At 64.1% G+C, this 20,135-nt stretch carries 18 protein-coding genes; 12 read left to right on the top strand and 6 right to left on the bottom strand.

Annotation, left to right across the window (positions count from 1 at the left end; genetic code table 11):
- Positions 1-147 precede the first annotated feature (147 nt).
- Positions 148-990: a MurR/RpiR family transcriptional regulator gene (locus ACOZKU_RS20020; protein WP_421580348.1), complete on the top strand. Its 843-nt coding sequence runs from the start codon at positions 148-150 to the stop codon at positions 988-990.
- A gap of 4 nt (positions 991-994) precedes the next feature.
- Here ACOZKU_RS20020 and ACOZKU_RS20015 read toward each other — a convergent pair whose 3' ends face one another.
- The 4 genes from ACOZKU_RS20015 to ACOZKU_RS20000 all read right to left on the bottom strand — a co-directional run bounded on the left by ACOZKU_RS20015 (position 995) and on the right by ACOZKU_RS20000 (position 5,313).
- Positions 995-2,017 carry an acyltransferase family protein gene (locus ACOZKU_RS20015; protein WP_421580338.1) on the bottom strand — a complete coding sequence of 341 codons (1,023 nt, stop codon included), beginning with the start codon at positions 2,015-2,017 and terminating at the stop codon, positions 995-997.
- On the bottom strand, positions 2,014-3,267 hold the full coding sequence (locus tag ACOZKU_RS20010) for an O-antigen ligase family protein (protein WP_421580337.1): 1,254 nt from the start codon (positions 3,265-3,267) through the stop codon (positions 2,014-2,016). Before ACOZKU_RS20010 ends, ACOZKU_RS20015 begins: the two co-directional genes overlap by 4 nt.
- Positions 3,268-3,276: 9 nt before the next feature.
- Complete coding sequence (locus ACOZKU_RS20005) at positions 3,277-4,542, bottom strand: polysaccharide biosynthesis/export family protein (protein WP_421580336.1); 1,266 nt, start codon at positions 4,540-4,542, stop codon at positions 3,277-3,279.
- 93 nt (positions 4,543-4,635) lie between these two features.
- Positions 4,636-5,313 carry a sugar transferase gene (locus ACOZKU_RS20000; RefSeq protein WP_421580335.1) on the bottom strand — a complete coding sequence of 226 codons (678 nt, stop codon included), beginning with the start codon at positions 5,311-5,313 and terminating at the stop codon, positions 4,636-4,638.
- Between the two features lie 710 nt (positions 5,314-6,023).
- Here ACOZKU_RS20000 and ACOZKU_RS19995 point away from each other — a divergent pair.
- Both ACOZKU_RS19995 and ACOZKU_RS19990 read left to right on the top strand, forming a co-directional pair.
- Positions 6,024-6,347 carry an exopolysaccharide production repressor protein gene (locus ACOZKU_RS19995; protein ID WP_421580334.1) on the top strand — a complete coding sequence of 108 codons (324 nt, stop codon included), beginning with the start codon at positions 6,024-6,026 and terminating at the stop codon, positions 6,345-6,347.
- A 102-nt stretch (positions 6,348-6,449) separates the two neighbouring features.
- Complete coding sequence (locus ACOZKU_RS19990; RefSeq protein WP_421580347.1) at positions 6,450-7,442, top strand: glycosyltransferase family 2 protein; 993 nt, start codon at positions 6,450-6,452, stop codon at positions 7,440-7,442.
- On the opposite strand, the gene ACOZKU_RS19985 is transcribed toward ACOZKU_RS19990, so the two are convergent.
- Together ACOZKU_RS19985 and ACOZKU_RS19980 are read right to left on the bottom strand one after the other, a co-directional pair.
- The gene (locus ACOZKU_RS19985) at positions 7,439-8,368 is read right to left on the bottom strand and encodes a polysaccharide pyruvyl transferase family protein (RefSeq protein ID WP_421580333.1); all 930 of its coding nucleotides are present in this window, start codon (positions 8,366-8,368) and stop codon (positions 7,439-7,441) included. The two genes, ACOZKU_RS19990 and ACOZKU_RS19985, sit on opposite strands and share 4 nt — an antisense overlap.
- A gap of 24 nt (positions 8,369-8,392) precedes the next feature.
- Entirely contained in the window at positions 8,393-9,352 is a 960-nt protein-coding gene (locus tag ACOZKU_RS19980; protein WP_421580332.1) for a glycosyltransferase family 2 protein, read from the bottom strand.
- Between the two features lie 123 nt (positions 9,353-9,475).
- On the opposite strand from ACOZKU_RS19980, the gene ACOZKU_RS19975 reads away from it, so the two are divergent.
- From ACOZKU_RS19975 to ACOZKU_RS19935, 9 genes are all read left to right on the top strand, one after another.
- The gene (locus tag ACOZKU_RS19975) at positions 9,476-10,954 is read left to right on the top strand and encodes a lipopolysaccharide biosynthesis protein (protein WP_421580331.1); all 1,479 of its coding nucleotides are present in this window, start codon (positions 9,476-9,478) and stop codon (positions 10,952-10,954) included.
- Between the two features lie 371 nt (positions 10,955-11,325).
- Entirely contained in the window at positions 11,326-12,441 is a 1,116-nt protein-coding gene (locus ACOZKU_RS19970) for an acyltransferase family protein (protein WP_421580346.1), read from the top strand.
- 2 nt (positions 12,442-12,443) lie between these two features.
- On the top strand, positions 12,444-13,220 hold the full coding sequence (locus ACOZKU_RS19965) for a glycoside hydrolase family 16 protein (protein ID WP_421580330.1): 777 nt from the start codon (positions 12,444-12,446) through the stop codon (positions 13,218-13,220).
- An 11-nt stretch (positions 13,221-13,231) separates the two neighbouring features.
- Entirely contained in the window at positions 13,232-14,449 is a 1,218-nt protein-coding gene (locus ACOZKU_RS19960; protein WP_421580329.1) for a glycosyltransferase, read from the top strand.
- Positions 14,439-15,437, top strand: a complete 999-nt coding sequence (locus ACOZKU_RS19955) for a glycosyltransferase family 2 protein (RefSeq protein ID WP_421580328.1) — start codon at positions 14,439-14,441, stop codon at positions 15,435-15,437. Before ACOZKU_RS19960 ends, ACOZKU_RS19955 begins: the two co-directional genes overlap by 11 nt.
- Positions 15,434-16,357: a glycosyltransferase family 2 protein gene (locus tag ACOZKU_RS19950; RefSeq protein ID WP_421580327.1), complete on the top strand. Its 924-nt coding sequence runs from the start codon at positions 15,434-15,436 to the stop codon at positions 16,355-16,357. Before ACOZKU_RS19955 ends, ACOZKU_RS19950 begins: the two co-directional genes overlap by 4 nt.
- Positions 16,354-17,361, top strand: a complete 1,008-nt coding sequence (locus tag ACOZKU_RS19945) for a glycosyltransferase family 2 protein (RefSeq protein WP_421580326.1) — start codon at positions 16,354-16,356, stop codon at positions 17,359-17,361. Before ACOZKU_RS19950 ends, ACOZKU_RS19945 begins: the two co-directional genes overlap by 4 nt.
- Positions 17,362-17,365: 4 nt before the next feature.
- Positions 17,366-18,271, top strand: coding sequence for a UTP--glucose-1-phosphate uridylyltransferase (locus ACOZKU_RS19940; RefSeq protein WP_421580325.1), 906 nt, complete (start codon positions 17,366-17,368; stop codon positions 18,269-18,271).
- An 83-nt stretch (positions 18,272-18,354) separates the two neighbouring features.
- A partial coding sequence (locus tag ACOZKU_RS19935) for a Wzz/FepE/Etk N-terminal domain-containing protein (RefSeq protein ID WP_421580324.1) occupies positions 18,355-20,135 on the top strand: 1,781 nt, incomplete at its 3' end.

Here is a 20,135-nt window from a genome sequence, read left to right as displayed (position 1 = left end):
TGGCATCAGTATGAAAATCAATTTTCACATGATACTATCATGAAAACAGTTTTGCAATAATCTTTACCGGCGCTTTTCGCAGCACGCCTTGCGAAGTCCGTCGGGTCGATTACAACCTTGATTTATTGGGAGAAGGCGGTGAGCAAGATGGGTTCCACGGATCGGTCGTTTCTGTTTCGCGTGCGCGATGCGCTTGACGACCTGCATCCGGCCGAGCGGCGACTGGGCGATTTCGTCTGCGACTTTCCCGGCGAGCTTGCCAGCTATTCCGCCTCCGAGCTCGCCAAGCTGGCGCAGGTCTCCAATGCCACGGTGACACGTTTCGTGCGCCGGCTCGGCTATGAAAACTATGAAGAGGCCCGTCGCCACGCGCGTGACGAGCGGCAGACCGGCTCGCGCCTGTTCTTGGCCGCCTCCACCGATGCGGCCGCCGAGCAATCCGTCGCCGCCCATGTCGCGCAGGGCATTACCAATCTCGAAGGCACTTTCGCCACGATCACCGACGCGCAGGTCGATGCGGTCGCCGATGCGATCCTCAAGGCGCGCAAGACCTGGGTGCTCGGCTTTCGCAGCAGCCACGCTTTCGCTGATTACCTGCAATGGCAGATGACGCAGGTCGTGGAAAACATCGTCGCCATTCCCGGCGCCGGCCAGACGCTCGGCGAACATCTCGTCAGCGTCACCGGTGAGGATGTCGCCATCGTCTTCGGCCTGCGCCGCCGCGTCGCGCAGATGGAGACCATCCTGACGGCCATCGAGAAGAGCGGCGCAAAGCTGCTCTACATCACCGATGAAGGCGTCTCCCATCGCGTCAGCGCCGCCTGGCACTTCCGCTGTCAGACGCTGGCACCCGGCGCCCTGTTCAACCACGTCTCGGTCATGGCCGTCTGCCACCTCATTACGACGCGCACCATCGAACGCGCCGGCCCCGCCGGCCGCACCCGCCTGCGCGGCATCGAGCGCTTCGGTGATACGCTCGAAGAGCTATGAGGGATCAACTTGCCGCCTTGGCCGACCGCCGGATGAACCATCCCTCCTTGCCGGCCCGCAACAGCGGCCGCTCGATGAGACGATAGGCCACGAGGCCCAGAGCGAGACCGGCGCAGATCGAGAGAATGAAAGCGAGAGCCGGCGGCATACCGAGCAGCGTGCCGGCCTTGGCAGTGACGGAAATCGCGAATGTGTGCCAGAGATAGATCGAATAGGACGCGTCGCCGAGCATGACGGGAAGCGCAAGACGCGGAATGCCGCGGTGTTTTTCGAGCGCGGCCGTGCCGTAGACCAGCGCGCAGGCGAGCGGGCCGCAGGTCCATTCGTCGAAGGGCAGCCGCAGCACCCCGATGGCCGCAAAACCGGCAAGCCCGAGGCCGACAAGCGCGAAGGCCAGCGGGCGGCCCGGCACTTGGTTATCGAGCCATAGCCGGGCTATCAGCATGCCGGCAACGAATTCGAGAATGATCGGGCGGGTATAGACGAGAAAGAGCGGCGCATCGCTCTCGACCAGAAGCCCGAGCACGACCAGCATGCCGAACAGCCCCGCCATGCCCGGGAGCCGCAGCCGTTGCGGCAGGGCAAGGCAGGCGGCGAAGACGAGGTAGAAGAACATCTCGTAGTTCAGCGTCCAGCCCTGCACGAGCACCGGCCAGATCTCGCCGCTGCTCGGCGAGCGCGCCGGCACGAAGGCCAGCGAGGCGGCGACATGGCCGGCCGTCAGCACGAGATTGGGAAAGAGCCCTGCCAGAGCCCCCGCAACCATGACACCCGTCGCCAGCCAATAGACCGGAACGATGCGGCGGATGCGGTCGAGGAGGAAGCGGCCGGGCGAGACCGGACGCCGCTTGACGATCACCCACATGATGAAACCGCTGATGACGAAGAAGACGTCGACGCCGGCCGCGCCGATGGCAAAGGCATATCCGGTGCGCTCGGCAGCATGGAAAGCGACGACCGCCAGCGCCGCGAGAGCACGCAGATACTGGATGCCATAGAGCGTGCCGGACGCAGGTTTCGCCGTCATGCGAAGGCCGCCCTATAGGAAACGGCCCTCTGCACGGGGCGCCGTCGCCCGTCGGCCAGCTTGCCGGCGGCGAAATAGAGCAGGAACGAGCCGACATGATAGGGATTGAGGATATCGATCTCCACGAAGGTGCGCACGGCGAGCAGTGCCGCGATGGTGAAAAGCACCAATGCCTCCTCGTCTCGTACAGCCGAGAGCAGCCGGCCGAGATGCCCGGCAAGGGTGACGACAAGCACCATCGTCAGAAGCAGGCAGCCGACAAGGCCCGTTTCGACGGTGGCGGCGATGAAGGTGTTGTGAAAATGGAAACCGCTACGGCCGGAGATGAAGAAATCCGCCCAGAGCTTTTCCGCGAGCGCAAAACCCTGCACCCAGAACGCCTGATAGCCGATCCCGGCGAACGGCGCCTGGCCCGCCGTCTCGATACCCTGCTGCCAGAGATAGGTGCGGCCGGTCAGCGTCGCATCCTTGCCGAAGGCACCGAGCACCATTTCATAACCGCCGCCATAGGCACCGGCGATGAGGATCAGCACGGTCAGCACGGCAAGCGCCAGGAACAGCATCTTGCGATGACGCGGTGCAAGCCGTTCGAGCGCCCGGAGCGCCAGGCAAAGGCCGGCGATCGCAACGGTCGTCAGCACCGAGGTCGCCGATTGCGATGCCTTGAGGCAATAGAGCGCGACCAGCACGCAGCCGATGGCGGCGAGCTTCCACAGGCCGCGCTCGACGCCGAGAAAAAGCGCGGCGAAGGCGAAGAGCACTGCTAGCGAGGCGTAGAAGCCAAGCTGGTTCTTCGAGGCGAAGGCGCCGACGAAACTGTAGGTGCCGTCGAGCGGATCCAGGTGATAGACGCCGAAGACCATCGAATAGAGCAGCACCAGCCCCGTGCCGAGCAACCCGCCGCGCACCAGCGTGCGGCTATCGACGACGCGCATGGCGATCAGCGCGCAGACGACATGCGAGAGATATTGCACGCCGGCCCGCGCCGTGGTGCCGGGCGCCTGTGACCAGAAGACGGAAAGGCAGGCGAAAAGCGCGAAGGCGAAGATCCATGCATAACGCGCGTAGTTGCCGAGAACGCGCCGGTAATCGACGGCGACGAGCGGCATCCACAATGCATAATAGGCCAGAATGGACACCTGACCGAAGCGGAAGGAATAGGCGAAGACGAAGAAGGATACGGCGATGGCGAAGGCGGCATAGGCCTCGTTGCCGTCGGGTCCGATCAGGCGTGTCTTCGCAATCCGCATCGGCGGGCCTCACTGCGTCGCCAGATTGAGCTCAACCTTCACGACGTCCCCCGGCAGGACCGGCGTCGTTTCGGTCGCGCGGATCTGTTCGGCCTTGCCCTTCACCGTTCGCAGGATCGAGTAACCGATGTTTTCGGCGCGCATCCCGCCCTTCAGCGAGGCGGCATCGGCGGACTGCATCAGCGCCTCCGACATCAGGTCGCGACTCGTGCCGAGCTTCAGCGTCAGCGTGTCCAGCTCCTGTTCGGTGTTCTGCAACTCCTGCGCCAGGGTGGCGTCCCAGTCGTTCTGCAGATTGGTCTCGTCTTGCGTCGCCTTGTTGATGTCCTGCTTGGCCTTGAGGGAGGCCGTGTCGATATCGAGAAGTGCGGCTTGCAGATCGGCTGTGCGCTGCTCCAGCGCGAGCCGCCGGGAGCTGATGGCAAGTCCCTTCTCGGCCAGCGAATCCACCTTTGAAAGGTCGCCCTGCACCAGCTCCAGCTGGCGTGTCTGCGTTTCGGATTTCTTGCCGAGCGCATCGATTTCGTTGGTGAGCAGCGATTTCAGGTCGGCGAGCGCGGTCAATTGCAGCCGCAGCCGCTTTTCGCGCGAGGCCATCAGCGCCTTTTCGCTTTCGAGGATCGCGCGCGCCTCATCCGAATTGCCGAGTTCCTTGGACGTGACGATCTCTTTCGCGCCGCTCATCTCTGCCGTGATCCGGGCGCGGCGGATGAGGAGGCGATTGCGCTCGGCGACCTGCACGGCCGCCTCGCCTTCCGAGCGCAGGAAATCACGCGCGAAGCGCTGGCCAGGATCACCGCGCTTGAGACCACCGCTGAGGCTCACGGCCTTGAGCACGGTCAGGCCCGGCGCGAAGGGATAGGCACCCGGCGTCTGCACTTCACCAGAAAGATAGACCGGCCGGTATTCGGCGATCTCCACCGAGGCGGAGGGAAGGTCCTTCAAACCGAAGAGTATCTGCATCTTCTTGCCGATATCCTCGGCAAGCTCGGCGGAGGTGCGCCCATCCGCTGGCAACTGGCCGATGAAGGGCAGCGAAAGCGCGCCGTCGGCGCCGATAGCATAATCGCCGCTGACCGCGCTCCAGTCGCGGATGGCGCCCTCGGCGGTCTGCCATTCGGCGACGCGGATGCGCAGCTTGTCCATCACGCCGAGGCGGTATTCCTCCGCAGAGGCGGAGGCCGGCGCGACAAGAGCCAAAGCGAGGCAAAGCCCGCCGAGGATTCTGACGGAAAAGGCGGTCGCGGCAAAGACCGCGGTCGAATTCGTCTTCATGAAAACCCCTCTCTTCGAGCGTTTTCGCCCATCCGGCTTGCCGGACGGGCTCAAGATTTCCCGCGACCCCTTGGAGTGCGGAAGCGCTTCGGATCAGTAGCTGCCGCGGGAAAGGCAGACGGCCGGGATAGTGCGCGCGACGATGACGAGATCGCTAGCCAGCGACCAGTTGCGCACATAATGGGTGTCGAAGGCAACGCGCGTCTCGTAGGAAACGTCGTTGCGCCCGCTCACCTGCCACAGGCCGGTGAGGCCCGGGCGGGTCTGGAGATAATAGACGGCGGAGCTTTCATAGAGTTCCAGCTCGTCCTCCACCACCGGACGCGGGCCGACAAGGCTCATTTCGCCCCTGACGATGTTGATGAGCTGCGGCAGTTCATCGAGGCTCAGCTTGCGCAGCACGGTTCCCACCACGGTGACGCGCGGGTCGTGCTGCAGCTTGCGTGTGGTGCGCCATTCTTCATAGGCGGCGGGGTTATCCTCCAGATAGGCCTGGAGAAGGGCATCGCCATTTTCCGCCATGGTGCGGAATTTCAGGCAACGGAAACTCGATCCGTTATAGCCGATGCGGCGATGGCCATAGAAAACCTTGCCGCCATCGGAGAATTTCACGAGGGCCATGACCAGCACGAAGATCGGGCTGAGCAGGATGAGGGCGGCCAGTGCCGCCAGAATGTCAAAGCTCCGTTTCGATATCCCCCCTACCGGCGGAGCGCCGGATATTGACGAACTGAAAAACGGCGAACTGGCCGATCGGGTCGCGGACTTCATAGAGATGGCTCCATTGGATTTGCGATTTGGTCGGGTCCTAGGGACGCGTTCATACATCCAACGCAGAGTGTATGGTCACAGTTTGTTTTTTGAAGCGTGATCCGTGGACAAAGAATCCAGCCGGAGAATTTCAGAAGATCATCATCTCCTAATTTTACGAATTTGTTCTCTGCCTGACAGTATCTTTCGTCCCTCGGCCAAAGCATCTTTCGCCTTTTTCAGGGATAGAATTCGGTCGGTTTTGCTTCCATCACTTCTTCTGACGCGCGCGGTCTGGGCGATTTTACATGCCTCTACCTGAAAGCGCGTGATGGCACGCGTTCTTGCCGGTCGATAAACGTAGGCCTGGAGGGATTTTTTGCATTGCAATATTATTTTGCATTGCAAAATTTTCCATTAGAATCCGCTCAAATTGTAACAAAAGTTGATCGCATGCCGTTACTCGCGCAACCCACCGGGTGCAGTGCGGAAAGACGATTTCCCGCCATCGGGGAGGCAGTGATCCCCACTTTGTGCAACCGTGTCGAAATAAGGGCAGGACGGGGGCAAATGATTCTCTCGGAGGGGGCCGAGCGGTAACGGAAGCACAACACAATTGGGCGAAAAGGAGGAACCGGGGCCGTAGGCGACTGGTTAATACCAGTGATTGCGCGGCTGGCGGCAGCCCCGTATAGTCTGCCGCGAGCCTAGAGGAGAAGGCAGATCCATCGATGAAACGTGCGCCGGAAACGAAATGGCGGGATAGCCCGGCTTTTGGGCCACGCTTCTTCCTGAGCATGCTTTTCGCGCTCGTGGCCTTCGCGATCGTCACCTACATCTCCACCGGCTCTTTTGCGACGACCGCGATCCACACGGTCATCTGCGCCGTGCTGATCCAGATCGGCTATTTCCTCGCTTTGCTTTTCCTGACCTGGCGCATCGCAAAGGCCCGCAAGGCCGAATTGGAGGGTGCCGCCCGCGGCAAAACCGGGCTCGACAGCGCCAAGCCTTCCGTGCCCGTATCGATGAACGAGCCGGGCCACTCGCAACCCTGACCGCACCGCCATCGCGTGAAAGCCGTTTTTGTGCCCCTTTCGCCTTTCATGCTGCATTGCAGCGCGGATGGCTCCGCGCATGGTTGAACGCGTGGAAAGGGGATTGCCGTGACCCAGGAAGACAAGGTCTGCGTCATTATTGCCGCCAGGAATGCGCAGGACACGATCGGCCGGGCGGTGCGCTCGGCACTTGCCGAGCCTGAAGTAGCCGAGGTGGTCGTCGTCGATGACAGTTCGGACGACCGAACCATGGCGGCCGCAGCCGAAGCCGATGATGGCAGCAAGCGGCTCGACGTGATCCGCTTCAAGGTCAACCGGGGGCCATCGGCCGCCCGCAACCATGCGATCGCCATTTCCCGCGCGCCGCTGATCGCCATTCTCGACGCCGACGATTTCTTCTTTCCCGGCCGCTTCCGCCGCATGCTCGCCTGCAAGGACTGGGATTTCATCGCCGACAACATCGCCTTCATGGAAAAGGCCGACCCGACGCATCCGCCCGCCGAATTCGCGCCGAACCCGCGCCGGCTGGATCTCGAAACCTTCGTCCTCGGCAACATTTCGCGCCGCGGCGCACCGCGCGGCGAACTCGGCTTCCTGAAACCGGTCATGCGCCGTGCCTTTCTCGATGCGCATGATCTGCGCTATCGCGAAGACATGCGGCTCGGCGAGGACTATGAGCTCTACGTCCGCGCGCTGATCGCCGGCGCACGCTATACGGTCATCGAAAGCTGCGGTTATGGTGCTGTCGTGCGTGCCAATTCACTGAGCGGCCAGCATCGCACCCAGGATCTCGAAACGTTGTTCGAAGCCGAACGCAGTATCCTCTCGGCCGGCAACGTACCCCCGCAGGCCGCCGATGCGCTGCGCCGCCACTGCCGGCAGATCGGCAGGCGCCATGCGCTGCGGCATTTCCTCGATCGCAAGCGCGAGGGCGGCGCAGGAGCGGCCCTTGCCTATGCGCTGGAAAACCCGGCCGCCATGCCGGCCATCACCGGTGGCATTGTCCGCGACAAGCTCGACGCCGCCCATCGCCGCGTTCGACCCCGGCAACCCGCCCCGCAGGCCGGGCTGCGCTATCTGCTCCCGACAGACTAAAAGTAGTCGCGCCGCACATCCTCCAGCACCGCATAGAGCCTGTCCTTGCGTTCGGCCAGGCGCGCATCCGTGCTGAGCTGGGGTTCCGCGCGGCTTGCCTGCCAGAGCGCCAGCGTCGAGGGCGCGGCAAGCATCTGCTTGGCCGCAAGCCGCAGCCCCCTGCGCGGCGCGGCCTGCGCGACGGCAACGGCTGCCTCCCCCGTTCCGGCAAAGGTTGTGCCATCATAATCGACACCCCAGAAGCGGGCGCCCTTGATGATCGCCTCGGCGCGGGTGGAAATGGGAATGCGGCGCGGCCGATGCTCGACGCCGAGCGTCGCTGCCCAGTCGTGCCATTTGAAACTGTTGATATTGGCCGAGGTGCTGACGGCGACCCACGGCACGCGGAAAGCATCGGCCAGGATCGCGCCATGCATAGATTCGGCGACGATCAGCTCGGATTGCGCAATCTCGCGGATCACGTCTTTCGCTTCGCCGCGCGGATCGATGTAATGCATGCCGGCGGTCGCGCAGACGACCGGCCACAGCCCCGCCACCGCCGATTCCCAATGGGGCACGAAGGCTGAAGGGTAGCGCTTCGGCTGGTTTGCGAATTCCGGCATGTCGGCGACCAGCACCGCCGGATCGACGATGCCGAGATTTTCCGCCACGCCGACTTTCCCGGCGGTCAACGGCCCGCGCACGCAGCGGATATCCCAGAGACTTTGGTCGCGCATATCGGGCAGAACGCCGTAGCCGAAGCCGCTGCCGAGCACGAGTTTTCGTCCCTCCTCCGGCAGGAGGGTCTTGGTCAGCACCGTGCCGACGCCGACGAGCAGCACATCCGGGTGTACCTCGCGAAACCCCGGCAACAGGAAATCCCAGAGCCAGAGATTGAGGTCGTCACCGAAATTGCCGTGCTGCGATTCCCAGTAATAGGGCTTCATGTCCTCTCCTTGGAAAACGGTGGATCAGCGGGAAAATTTGCCGACGGCAAGCGCGAAAACGCTGGTGAAGAGCCGGGGATCGCGCACCGCCCAGCGGGCGAGCATGTCCAACTGCGGCAGTTTGCGGTGGCGCACGCGCCGCGCCTGGCTCCACAGCGCCTGGCGCCGCGCCGTCTGCTTGTAGGAGCGCAGCGAGGCGATCTCCGCCGGGCGTTCGGCGAAGCGCTGCTCCAGCCGGTCGAGCGCCACCCAGGTGTTGAACTGTTGACGCAGGAACTGCGGCGAATCGTTGTCGACGCCGTGGAAGATATTGAGCCCCTCGCCACGCTCCGCACCGGCCTCGGCACTCAACACAACCCGCTGGGCGGCCAGCACGCAGTCGCAGAAGAACAGCACGTCTTCCGCCGCAAGCCGGAGTGCCGCATCGAAACGCACGCGCTCGATCAGCGGGCGGCCGATGACCATCGCGGAGAGATGGAGGAAACTCCAGTTCTTCAGCATGACCTGCGTCAGCTCGGGGATTTCGATGATGAGCGGATCATCCGAAAGACGCACCACGGCTTCGGTCTTTTCGAGGTCGGCGACACCGAAATGATAGTAGAAGGCATCGCTGCCGGTGATCGAGGCGAAATAGCAGTTCGCGTCAAATTGCGACATCGCGCCGACGCCGTTCTCAAGGTGATCGGGCGTCCAGATATCGTCCGAATCAAGGAAGGCGACGAGCTCGGTTTCCGCGGCGACATGGTCGAGCCCGGTGTTGCGCGCGCCGCCCGGACCGGCATTTTCCTGCCGCACGATGGTCAGGCGGGCACGCTCCTCGTCGGAAAATCCGATTATGTCCCCATCGGCCGGATAGGGCGATTCATCATCGACGATGATGATATCGAAGTCCTTGAAACTTTGCGAAAAAACCGACGTGAGCGCACGCCTGAGAATGCCCGGTTCCTTCTGGTAGAACGGAATAATAACTGTCAGCTTCGCCATGTTTTCGTCCCTGTGTTCTCTTTAGAAAGACGTTCGTCTGGTCTCCTCCCACCGGGGCGCGGCCGTTTCCGGCGCAGGCTTGTCGTCGTCGTCAAAGCTCCTATCGCGATACAGGATCCCGCTATGTCCCAGTCCGTGAATGCCAAATCGGTCACCCGAAATGTCGGCTGGAGTGTCTTATCCAAGACAAGCACATTCGGGCTTAAATTTGTCACCGTGCCGATTTTGGCCCGTCTGCTGACGCCCGAAGAGTTCGGCGGCGTGGCCGTCGCGCTGGCCGTCGTGCAATTTCTCGCCATGATCGGCGGGGCGGGTCTCGCCTCCGCCCTGATCCTCGAACCCGATGAAAACGAAGAGACGATCCATTCGGTTTTCTGGGCCAATCTCGCCTTCGCCTGCCTGATGGCGGCGGGGCTCTACATCTGGGCCGAACCGCTCGCCGGCTGGTTCGGTGCGGCGGATGCCGCCTATCTTTTACGCCTGATGTGCCTGCTTATTCCGCTCCAGCTTGCCGGCGACGTGGCCTATGCGCTGGTCGCCCGGCGCATGCAGTTCAGCCGCGATGCGCTGTGGAGCATGATCTCCGAATCGATTGCCGCCATCGCCGCCGTCATCCTGGCGCTGGCCGGTTTCGGCGTCTGGGCGCTCGTCGCCCAGCTTTTCGTCGCGGGCATCATCCGGCTTGCCGGCCTGTTCTTCGTGTCGCGCTATCTGCCGCGCTTCCGATTTCGCGCCGAAGGCGTCATCCGTCTGGGGCGCTTCAGCCTGGGCCTGATGGGCTCCGAAGTCGCCAATTTCGTCACCTTCCAGTCGCCCATGGTGGTGATATCGCGCTTCCTTGGCCTTGCCGATGCCGGCGCCTATTCCGCCGCCAACCGCTTTTCCAGCATTCCCAACCAGGTCGTGCTGTCGGGCGTGATGGGCGTACTCTTTCCTGCCTTCAGCGCGATGATGCATGATCGGGAGCGCCGCTCGCAGGCGCTGATGCTCAGCACGCAGGTGACGACGTTGCTGCTCGCCCCCATGATGTTCGGCCTCTGGGCGCTTGCCGAACCGGCCATGTTGCTTTTGTTCGGCCCGCAATGGGCCGGCGCCTGGCCGGTGCTCGGGCTGCTTGCGCTCTCCAAGGGGCTGCTCACCCCCTGCAGCACCTTCATCCCCTATCTCAAAGGCGCCGGCCATGGCGGCGCGCTGTTCTGGTGGGCCATCGGCCGCGCCGTCGCAACGACCACTGCCGTCGTCTTCGGCGCCTGTAACGGCACGCTCATCGAAGCCATGGTGGCACTCTGCCTCGTCAACGCGGTCGTGCTCGTCGGTTACTCCTGGGTCGTCTTCCGGGCAGACCAGACGCCGTTTTTCTCCGGCTTCTACCGCTCGATCCGCCCGATGCTGACGGCCGCGCTGATGGCCGTTGCCGTGCGCGCAGCGCTCGACCACGGTCTCGCACCGCATTTTCATCCCGTAATGCAGGTCGTTCTCGGCATGGCGCTCGGCGGCGCGATCTACGCAGCCCTCACCCTTCTCACCGAGCGGCCGCTCCTGAAAAAGCTTCATGATCTCGTTCGCCGACCGAAGATTGCCCCTGCCGCTGGCGTGCCTTGAGGCTGCCCCAATTGGACGGACCGCTGCCGCAATCGCATCGATCATCGGCATAGAGCACGCGGAACCACAAAAAACTTTCGGTGCCGCATGCATCCTCAAATTGCAGCTGGATCAGTATATTCGAATAGGCTTTTAAGTATTGCAGGACCGGGGATTGAACTTCGTTCCGATCGTCAAAACAGAAGGCTTTTCCACATCGTCGGCAGCGTTGCATATGCTGCAATGCAACCTTTGGCGCCGATAAATTTGCTGCGCCGCCATATTTTTTGCCGCCCTGTCACCCACACTCCTCTTCGTAGGCGCCAGTCTGCTCTTGTTTGAACGCCGTCCGGGGGGATCGGCTCACCAGAGGGGTGACGGACACCGTGACTATCGACGCGACCGTTTCAGCGCGCATTAACATGATGCGCATCGTGCTGATATCAGGGATCATCTTCGTGCATGTTCCGCACGACCCGGCGACGAGCCCCTATCTCGGCACGTTCGGCGGGCTGGACTGGCTGCGCGTGTTCCTTGCCGACAGCCTGTTCCGCATCGGCGTGCCCTGCCTCAGCGCCATTTCCGGCTACCTGCTCTTCCATCGCGGTTTCGAAGGCTTCGATTACCGCAAGACCCTGCGCAGCAAGGCTTCGACCATCCTCCTGCCCTTCCTGCTGTGGAACACCGCCTTTCTCGTTCTGGTCTATGGCGCGCAATCGCGCGGCATCGGCTTTGGCTACCTGCCCGACGTCGTGCATGCCGGCCCGCGCGAATGGATGAACCTCGCGCTGGCCGTCGAAAGCTGGCCGATCAACATCCCGCTCTATTTCCTGCGCGACCTCCTGCTTTGCCTGCTGCTGTCACCGCTGATCGCCGCCCTCGTGCTGCGCTATCCGCGCACTGTGCTCGCGCTGATGCTGGCCTATGCGGTCTTGCCGCTGCCGAATGGTATCTTTCTGAAGAAATCCATCCTGTTCGGCTTCAGCTTCGGTGTCGCCATGGCGCTGCACCGCGTCGACATCACCCGCATGGACCGCTTCGCCATCCCGGTCGTCGCCGCCGTTCTGGCGATGGCTGTCCTGCTCTCTCTCGCGCTCTATGCCTTCGGCCCGGACTTCCCGGCCTGGCTCGATATGCTGCGCAGCCTCGCCGCTATTGCCGGCATCTTCGGCGCCTGGGCGCTCTCGGCGCTGCTGATCCGCACCGGCGCCGGCCAGGCCCTGTCGCGACTTGGCGGCCTGAGCTTCTGGATTTTCTGCGGCCATTATCCGCTGCTCGTGCTGTTTTGGATGGTCTGGAACCGGCTCGGCATCGCCGATTACCCGCTGTTTTACGCCGCAAGCCCCCTTCTGGCGCTCGCCATCCTCGTTTCCACCCACGCCGCGGCGCGGCGCTTTACCCCCGGCCTTGCCGCTATTCTCACCGGCCGCCGTGCAGGCGGTCCGAAACGGCCCTTGGTCGGCCATCCGCAGATGAAGCCCGACGGCTCCATCGCCCAACGGAGGTGAACATGACCCATTTCCCGAAAACGGCGCTCTGCGCCGCAGCGCTTGTCCTTTCCGCCAGTCCGCTCGCCGCACAGGAAGGCGCCAATGGCACCTCCTTCGTGGAGGAATTCGATACGCTCGATAGCGGCAGATGGTACGTTTCCGGCGGCTGGAACAACGGAAAACATCAGAATTGCACTTGGTCGAAGGATCAGGTCGCCGTCGACGGCGGCAAGCTCACGCTCTCCTTCGATGCCAGGCCCGCGGGTGAACGGCAATATTCCTGCGGCGAGGTGCAGACCCGCAAGCGCTACGGCCACGGCACCTACGAGGTGCGCATGAAGGCCGCGACGGGATCGGGCCTGAACTCCGCCTTCTTCAGCTATATCGGCCCCGCAGATAAGAAGCCGCATGACGAGATCGACTTCGAGGTCCTCGGCAAGGATACGAGCCGCGTGCAGCTCAACCAATATGTCGCCGGCAAGGGCGGCCATGAAAAACTGGTGCCGGTCGATGGTGGCGCCGATAGCGCCTTCAACGACTATGCCTTCGTCTGGCAGAAGGATCGCCTGCGCTACTACATCAACGGCGCGCTCGTGCACGAGGTGACGGACCCGGCAAAATTGCCGACCAACGCCCAGAAGATCTTCCTCTCGCTCTGGGGCACCGACACGCTGTCCGACTGGATGGGCCGTTTCGCCTTTACCGGCAAGGCGACGCTCGACGTCGAGCGCCTCGCCTTCACCGCAGAAGGCGATCAGTGCCAGTTCGACGGTTCCGTCGCCTGCCTCATGAATTGACGGAGGCGCCGATGATCCGGGTTCTCTACCTCATCCACGACCTTTCCGATCCCGCCGTCCGCCGGCGAGTGCTGATGCTGACGGCGGGAGGCGCGGCGGTCACGCTCGCCGGCTTCCGGCGCGGCGAGAACCGCCTCGCCGATATCGACGGTGTTGCGCCGCTGGAACTCGGCGCGACCGCGGATGCCCGCTTTGCCCAGCGCCTCCTCGCGGTGGCCGGCGCGGCAAGCAAACTTCCGCGCTTGCTCGCCGGTCTTGCCCGGCCCGATGTCATCCTGGCGCGCAATCTGGAAATGCTGGCGCTCGCCAATCGCGCCTCCCGGCATTTCGGTGGGGTGCCAATCGCCTATGAGTGCCTCGACGTGCACCGCCTGCTGTTGGACAAGGGCCTTGCCGGCGCGGCGCTGCGTGCGGCGGAGCGCCATTTCGGCCGCGATGCCCGCCTGCTCGTCACCAGTTCCCCGGCCTTCGTGGAGCATTATTTCAAACCGCTTTCCGGCATCCGCGCGCCCGTCCACCTCGTGGAAAACCAAGTTCTGGAACTCGACGGCGGCGAAACGCCCATTCAACCCCGCGCCCGGCCAGCCGACAAGCGCTGGCGCATCGGCTGGTTCGGCGCGATCCGCTGCCGCAAATCGCTCGATCTGCTCGCCGCCTTCACGCGGCGCATGGAGGGACGCTTCGAGGTCATCCTGCGCGGCCGACCGGTGCGCAGCGAATTCGACGATTTCGACGGCCTCGTCGCCCGCGAGCCCTACCTGCGTTTCGAAGGCCCTTACCGCAATCCGGAAGACCTGTCCGCCATCTATGCGGATGTAGACTTCGCTTGGGCCATTGATTTCTTCGAGGAGGGGCAGAACTCGCTCTGGCTCCTGCCGAACCGGCTCTACGAGGGCTGCCGCCATGGCGCCCTGCCGATCGTTCTCGACGGAACCGAGACGGCGCGGCTGGCCACCCAGCGCGGCGTCGGCATCGCGCTCGCCGATGCCCGGCTCGAAACCCTGATCGAGCGTTTTACCGCCCTCGATGCGGCCGCCTATCAGGCGCTTCATGCCAATCTCGTCGCGGGCGGCTCCCGACCCTGGATTATCGACCGCGCCGACTGCGCTGCCTTCATCCAGCGCCTTGCCGCGCTGTGTCAGCCGGCGGGGCAGACGGCAACGCCGCATCCCGCTCCTTCCCTCATCGCCAGCAAGGTGGCCAGCGAGGTAAATTGCCATGACCGTTGACGAAGTCGCAGCCGTGCGCTGCCTGATCGTGATCCCCTGCCTCAACGAGGCGCCCTACCTCGAATCGCTGGTGAGCCAGCTCGAGCCGACCCTTGCGGAGCTCAACGCGACGCTGGTCGTCGTCGATGGCGGCAGCACGGACGGCACGCGGGATATCGCCCGCAGCCTCGCCGCTCGCCTGCCGAAAATGCATGTGCTCGACAATCCCAAGCGCATCCAGAGCGCCGCCATCAACCTCGCCGTCGAGGCCTTCGGCGTCGAGCACGACTATATGATCCGCATCGATGCGCACGGCACCTATCCGAAGGACTATTGCCGTGTGCTGGTTGAGGACGCGCTGGAGACGGGAGCGGATTCCGTCGTGGTCGCTATGCAGACCGTCGGCTTCGGCACGTTCCAGAAGGCGACCGCCGTCGCGCAGAATTCCGTGCTGGGCAATGGCGGCGCCAAGCATCGCGTCGGCGCCCAAAGCCACTGGGCGGACCACGGCCACCATGCCCTGATGCGCATTTCCGCCTTCCGCGCGGTCGGCGGCTACGACGAGAGTTTTACCGCCAATGAGGATGCGGAATGCGATTACCGGCTCAACAAGGCGGGCTATCGCATCTGGATGACGGCGCGCACCAGCATGATCTACTATCCCCGCGCCAGCGCGCTGCCGCTCTTCAAGCAGTATTTCGGCTATGGCCGCGGCCGGGCGCGCAATTTCCTGAAACACCGCGCGCGGCCAAGTCTGCGCCAGATGCTGCCCCTGATGGTGGCGCCTGTCGCCGTCGGCGCGTTTCTGGCGGCCCTGACTTGGATCGCCGCCGTGCCCTTCGCCCTGTGGGCGGCGGCCTGCCTGGGCTATGGCGCCTGGATGGCACTCGGCCAGCGCAACCCCTATGGGCCGCTTGCCGCCGTTTCGGCGATGATCATGCATTTCGCCTGGTCCGCCGGCTTCTGGCGGGAACTGCTCGACATCCGCCAGCGGAGGGTGCCGGCATGAGTGCACCCCTCAAAATCGACATCGCCGTCTGCACCTTCCGCCGCGAAATGTTGACGGAAACGCTTGCCTCGCTCGCAACGTTGAAAGTGCCGCAGAACGTCAGCCTGCGCGTCATCGTCGCCGACAATGACGTCGAGCCGAGCGCCTATCCACGCGTCGCGGCGGCGGCCGACTGGATGCCGGTCGAGCTCGCCTATGTCCATTGCCCGGCCGGCAATATCTCGCTCGCCCGCAATGCCTGCCTCGACAACAGCGATGCCGACTTCCTGGCCTTCGTCGACGACGACGAGACGGTGGAGCCGCAATGGCTGTCGCGGCTCCTCTATGCGGCGGAGCTCAACGGTGCGGATGTCGTGCTCGGCCCCGTTCGCGCACTCTATGCGCCCGGTGCGCCCGACTGGATGCGGCGCGGCGATTTCCACGCCACCCGCCCGGTCTGGGTGAAGGGCGAAATCCGCACCGGCTATACCTGTAACGTGCTGATGCGGCTTGCCGCTCCGTCCATTGCAGGCCGGCGCTTCGATCTTGCGCTCGGCCGCAGCGGCGGCGAGGATTCCGCCTTCTTTAGCGGCGTCTACGATGCCGGCGGCCGCATCACCTTTGCCGCGGATGCCTGGGTGGAGGAGCCCGTGCCCGCCGCCCGTGCTCGCTTCGCATGGCTGGCGCAGCGGCGGCTGCGCATGGGTCAGACCCATGGCCGGCTTCTGGCCGAACGGCGGGACGGCTTGGCGCGCATCAAGGCCGCGGCCCTTGCCGGCGCGAAATGCGCCACCTGCCTCACGGGCGCCGTCGCCTTCGCGCTGTTTCCCATCCGCCGCAACCGGTTCCTGTTGCGCGGCCTGCTGCATGCCGGCGCCATCGGTGGCCTCTTCGGCACGCGCACCATCGAACCCTATGGCAAGCTGGAGGCCGCGCGATGAGCCGGCCCGATGTCAGCGTGGTCATCGCCGGTTACAACGCAGCCGAGACGATCGAGCGCGCCATCCGCAGCGCCCTGGCCCAGCAGGGCGTCATAGTCGAGGTCATCGTCGCCGACGATTGTTCGACGGATGCGACGCGCGCCACCGTCACCGCCCTTGGCGACCCGGCTGTCCGGCTTGTCGCCCTTGAGCGCAATCGTGGTCCCGGCGGCGCACGCAATGCCGGTTTTTCGGCCGCGCGCGGCCGCTGGATCGCCGTGCTCGATGCCGACGACACGATGCAGCCGGAGCGGCTTTGCCGCATGGTCACAGCCGCCGAGCGGGATAACGCCGCCCTCGCCGTCGACAATCTCTTCCTGCTCGATGCCGATGGCCGGATCGACACGATGTTTCCGGACGATCTTCTCGCCCGAACGTCGCAGATCACGCTTCCCGACTTTATCGATTCCAACCGGATTTTCCGCAGCACGCACAATTTCGGCTACATGAAGCCGATCTTCCGTCGCGCCTTCCTGGAGGATAACGACCTCGTCTATGACGAGGCGCTGCGGATCGGCGAGGACTACCTGCTGTTTGCCGCCGCCCTTGCCGCCGGCGGCCGCTGCGTGGTGACGCCAGAGCCCGGCTACGTCTATCACATCCGCGAAGGCTCGATTTCGCGCGTGCTGCACCTCCACCATGTCGAGGCGATGCTGGCCGGCGACCGGCGCTTCCTCGCCCGCTTCCCGCTGGCGGGTGAAGCGGCCGCCGCCCAGCGCCGCCGCACGCGCAATCTGCAGGAAACGCACGCCTTCCTCGCGCTCGTCCAGCATCTCAAAAACCGGTCGTTCGGGCCTGCCCTCAAGGTGGCGCTCGGCGATCCCGTCGCACTCCGGCATCTTGCGATGCCGGTTGCCGCCCGGTGGCGTCGTCTCATGACGCCATCCCATCGCACGACGGCCGCGCCCCGCGCGGCCTCCTCCCCCGCGACAGCGCAGGATTATGCGCTAGAGAACAAAGGATAATGCCATGGAGCGAACCAGAACCGTCCGCAAGGCCGTCATTCCCGTCGCCGGCAACGGAACCCGCTTCCTGCCGGCCACCAAGGCCATGCCGAAGGAAATGCTGACCATCGTCGACCGTCCCGTCGTGCAATATGCGCTCGACGAGGCGCGCGCGGCTGGCATCGAGCATGTCGTCTTCGTCACCAGCCGCAACAAGCAGGTCATCGAGGACCATTTCGACGACACGCCCGAGTTGATCTCCTCGCTCGAAAAATCCGGTAAGAACGACAAGGTCCGCGAACTCGGAGAACTCCTGCCGCAGGCCGGATCGATCAGCTTCACCCGCCAGCAGGCGCCGCTCGGGCTTGGCCATGCCGTCTGGTGCGCGCGCGACCTGATCGGCGACGAGCCGTTCGCGCTTCTGCTTCCGGACATGATCTCCTACGGCCCGCGCGGCTGCCTTTCCGGACTGATGGATCTCTATGGCGAGGTGGGCGGTAATGTCGTCGGCGTCGAGCCCTGTGCACCGGACGAGGTTTCGCAATACGGTATCGTCGGCAAGGGCGTTGCCGTGCAGCACGGTTTCGCCGTCACGCATATGGTGGAAAAGCCGAAAGCAGGCGATGCGCCGTCCAATCTTTTCCTCAACGGCCGCTACATTCTTCAGCCTGAAATCTTCGGCCACCTCGCACGCCAGCAACGCGGCGCGGGCAACGAGATCCAGCTGACGGACAGCATGCTGAAGCTCTCGCAAACCCAGCCGTTCCACGCCCATGTCTACGAGGGGCGAACGTATGACTGCGGCTCCAAACACGGCTTCATCGAAGCGAATGTCGCATTCGCGCTCGCGCGGCCGGACATCGGCGGCGCCGTCTATCAATCCCTGCGGGACATGATGTCGTCGCACGAGGGCCGGATTCGCGCGGCATAATCCAGAGGCCCCGGATGGGAGGATCCGGGGCCGCCTTCGGGAGGACAGAGTTTCCATCGCGCCGAAAGGCAGAACGGAGCCCCATGCACCAACGCACCGTACCGCACAGCAGCATCCTGCGACGGGAACCGGACCCGTCCGATAGCTTCATCGACCTCAACCGCCTGCTGACGATCCTCGTTCGCCGGGCGCGGCTGATCGGCCTGTCCGTCGCGCTCGCCGTCGCTTTGGGCGTGGCCTATCTGGTGTTCGCGACGCCGGTCTATACGTCGATGACGCAGATCCTGCTCGACGAAGACCTGTCGCGTTATGCCGAGGAAAGCGAGCCGGGGCCGCAGAGCAGCCAGCAGGTCGACATGCGCATTGCAAGCGCCGCCGAAATCCTGAAATCCGGCCGCCTGGCGCTACGCGTTGTCGACGACCTGAAGCTTGCCGACAACGAGACGATCATCAACCCGCCGCAATCGCCCGTCGCGGTGGCCAAGGGATGGATCAAGGCGATCGCCAGCTTCGGCGCGGCCGGGCCACAGGCATCGGAAGAGGCGATCGCCAATGGCCGCCGCGAAAAGGCCGCTGCCGTGCTGCAACAGGCGCTTACCGTCGAGCGTGTCTCGCGCAGCGCCGTGCTCGCCGTGTCCTTCCGCTCGACCGATCCGCAACTCGCGGCGGCCGTGACCAAGCGTTACACGCAAGCCTTTTTCGAGGATCAGCTGAGCGCCAATTTCACCGCGACGGAACAGGCCTCCAGCTGGCTACAAGAGCGGCTGACGGATATCCAAGCCCGCGCGCAGGAAGCCGCCCTTGAAGTGGAGCAGTACCGCGCCGAAAACGGCCTCACCACCGCCCGCGGCGAGTTAATGTCGGAGCAGCAGCTCGCCGACCTCAACAGCCAGCTCATCCTGGCGCAGGCCGATGCCGCGAGCGCGTCTGCCCGCTACGCACAGTTCAAGGCGATCGTCGAGCAGGGGCCGGACAAGGCCATCGACAATGCGACCACCCCGACCCAGGGCACGGACGCGTCGGCGCTTCAGGAGCTGCGCAACCGCTACAATTCCGTCGTCAAGCGCGCGCAGGACATCACGAAGAATTTCGGCGCGGATCACCCGCAAGCCGCCGCCCTTCGAGCCGAAAAGGAAGACCTCGTCGGTCAGATCTACCGGGAACTCCAGCAACTGACGACGAGCTACCGCAATGAATATGATGTTGCCCGCTCACGCGAAACGTCGCTCCGTGAAAACATCCAGAAGGTCGCCGGCAACAATGCGGAGGCAAACCGCTCCTCCGTGCGCCTGCGCGAGCTGGAACAGAAGGCGACGGCGCTGAAGGCGCTGTCGGAAAGCTATCTTAGCCGCTTCGAGCAGGCCTCGCAGAAGCAGTCCTTCCCGATCGCCAAGGCGCGGGTGATCTCCGATGCGGGTGTGCCCGTCTCGCCGTCGAGCCCGAGCAAGACCATGGTGCTCGGCCTGTCCGTGGTGCTCGGCCTGATGGCCGGCGGGGCCTTGACCTTCGTGCAGGAAATGCGCGAGCGCGCCTTCCGGCTCGAAAACGATGTGCGCACCATTCTGGGCCTGAAACCGCTCGGCTACCTGCCGCTCGTCGGCGGCGTACCGAGGAAACGCAAGCCGGCGACGATCGGGGCCAAGGCGCTCAAGACGGAACCTCTGTCCGGCGCGGAAGACGATGACGTCATCCCGCTCGAGCGCATGACGCGGGTCGTGCTGGACGCGCCACGCTCGGCCTTCACCGAGACGCTTCGCAACGCCAAACTCGCCGCCGAAACCATGCTGCACGGCCGGCAGAACCGGGTCATCGGCGTCACCTCGGCCTTGCCGAGCGAAGGCAAGTCCACCGTCGCGACCAATTT

The organism is Shinella sp. M31, assembly GCF_049199205.1.
In the GTDB taxonomy this organism is placed as follows: Bacteria; Pseudomonadota; Alphaproteobacteria; order Rhizobiales; family Rhizobiaceae; genus Shinella.
Note: the sequence above shows the minus strand (reverse complement) of the source record. Positions and strands in the feature narration are given on the sequence as shown.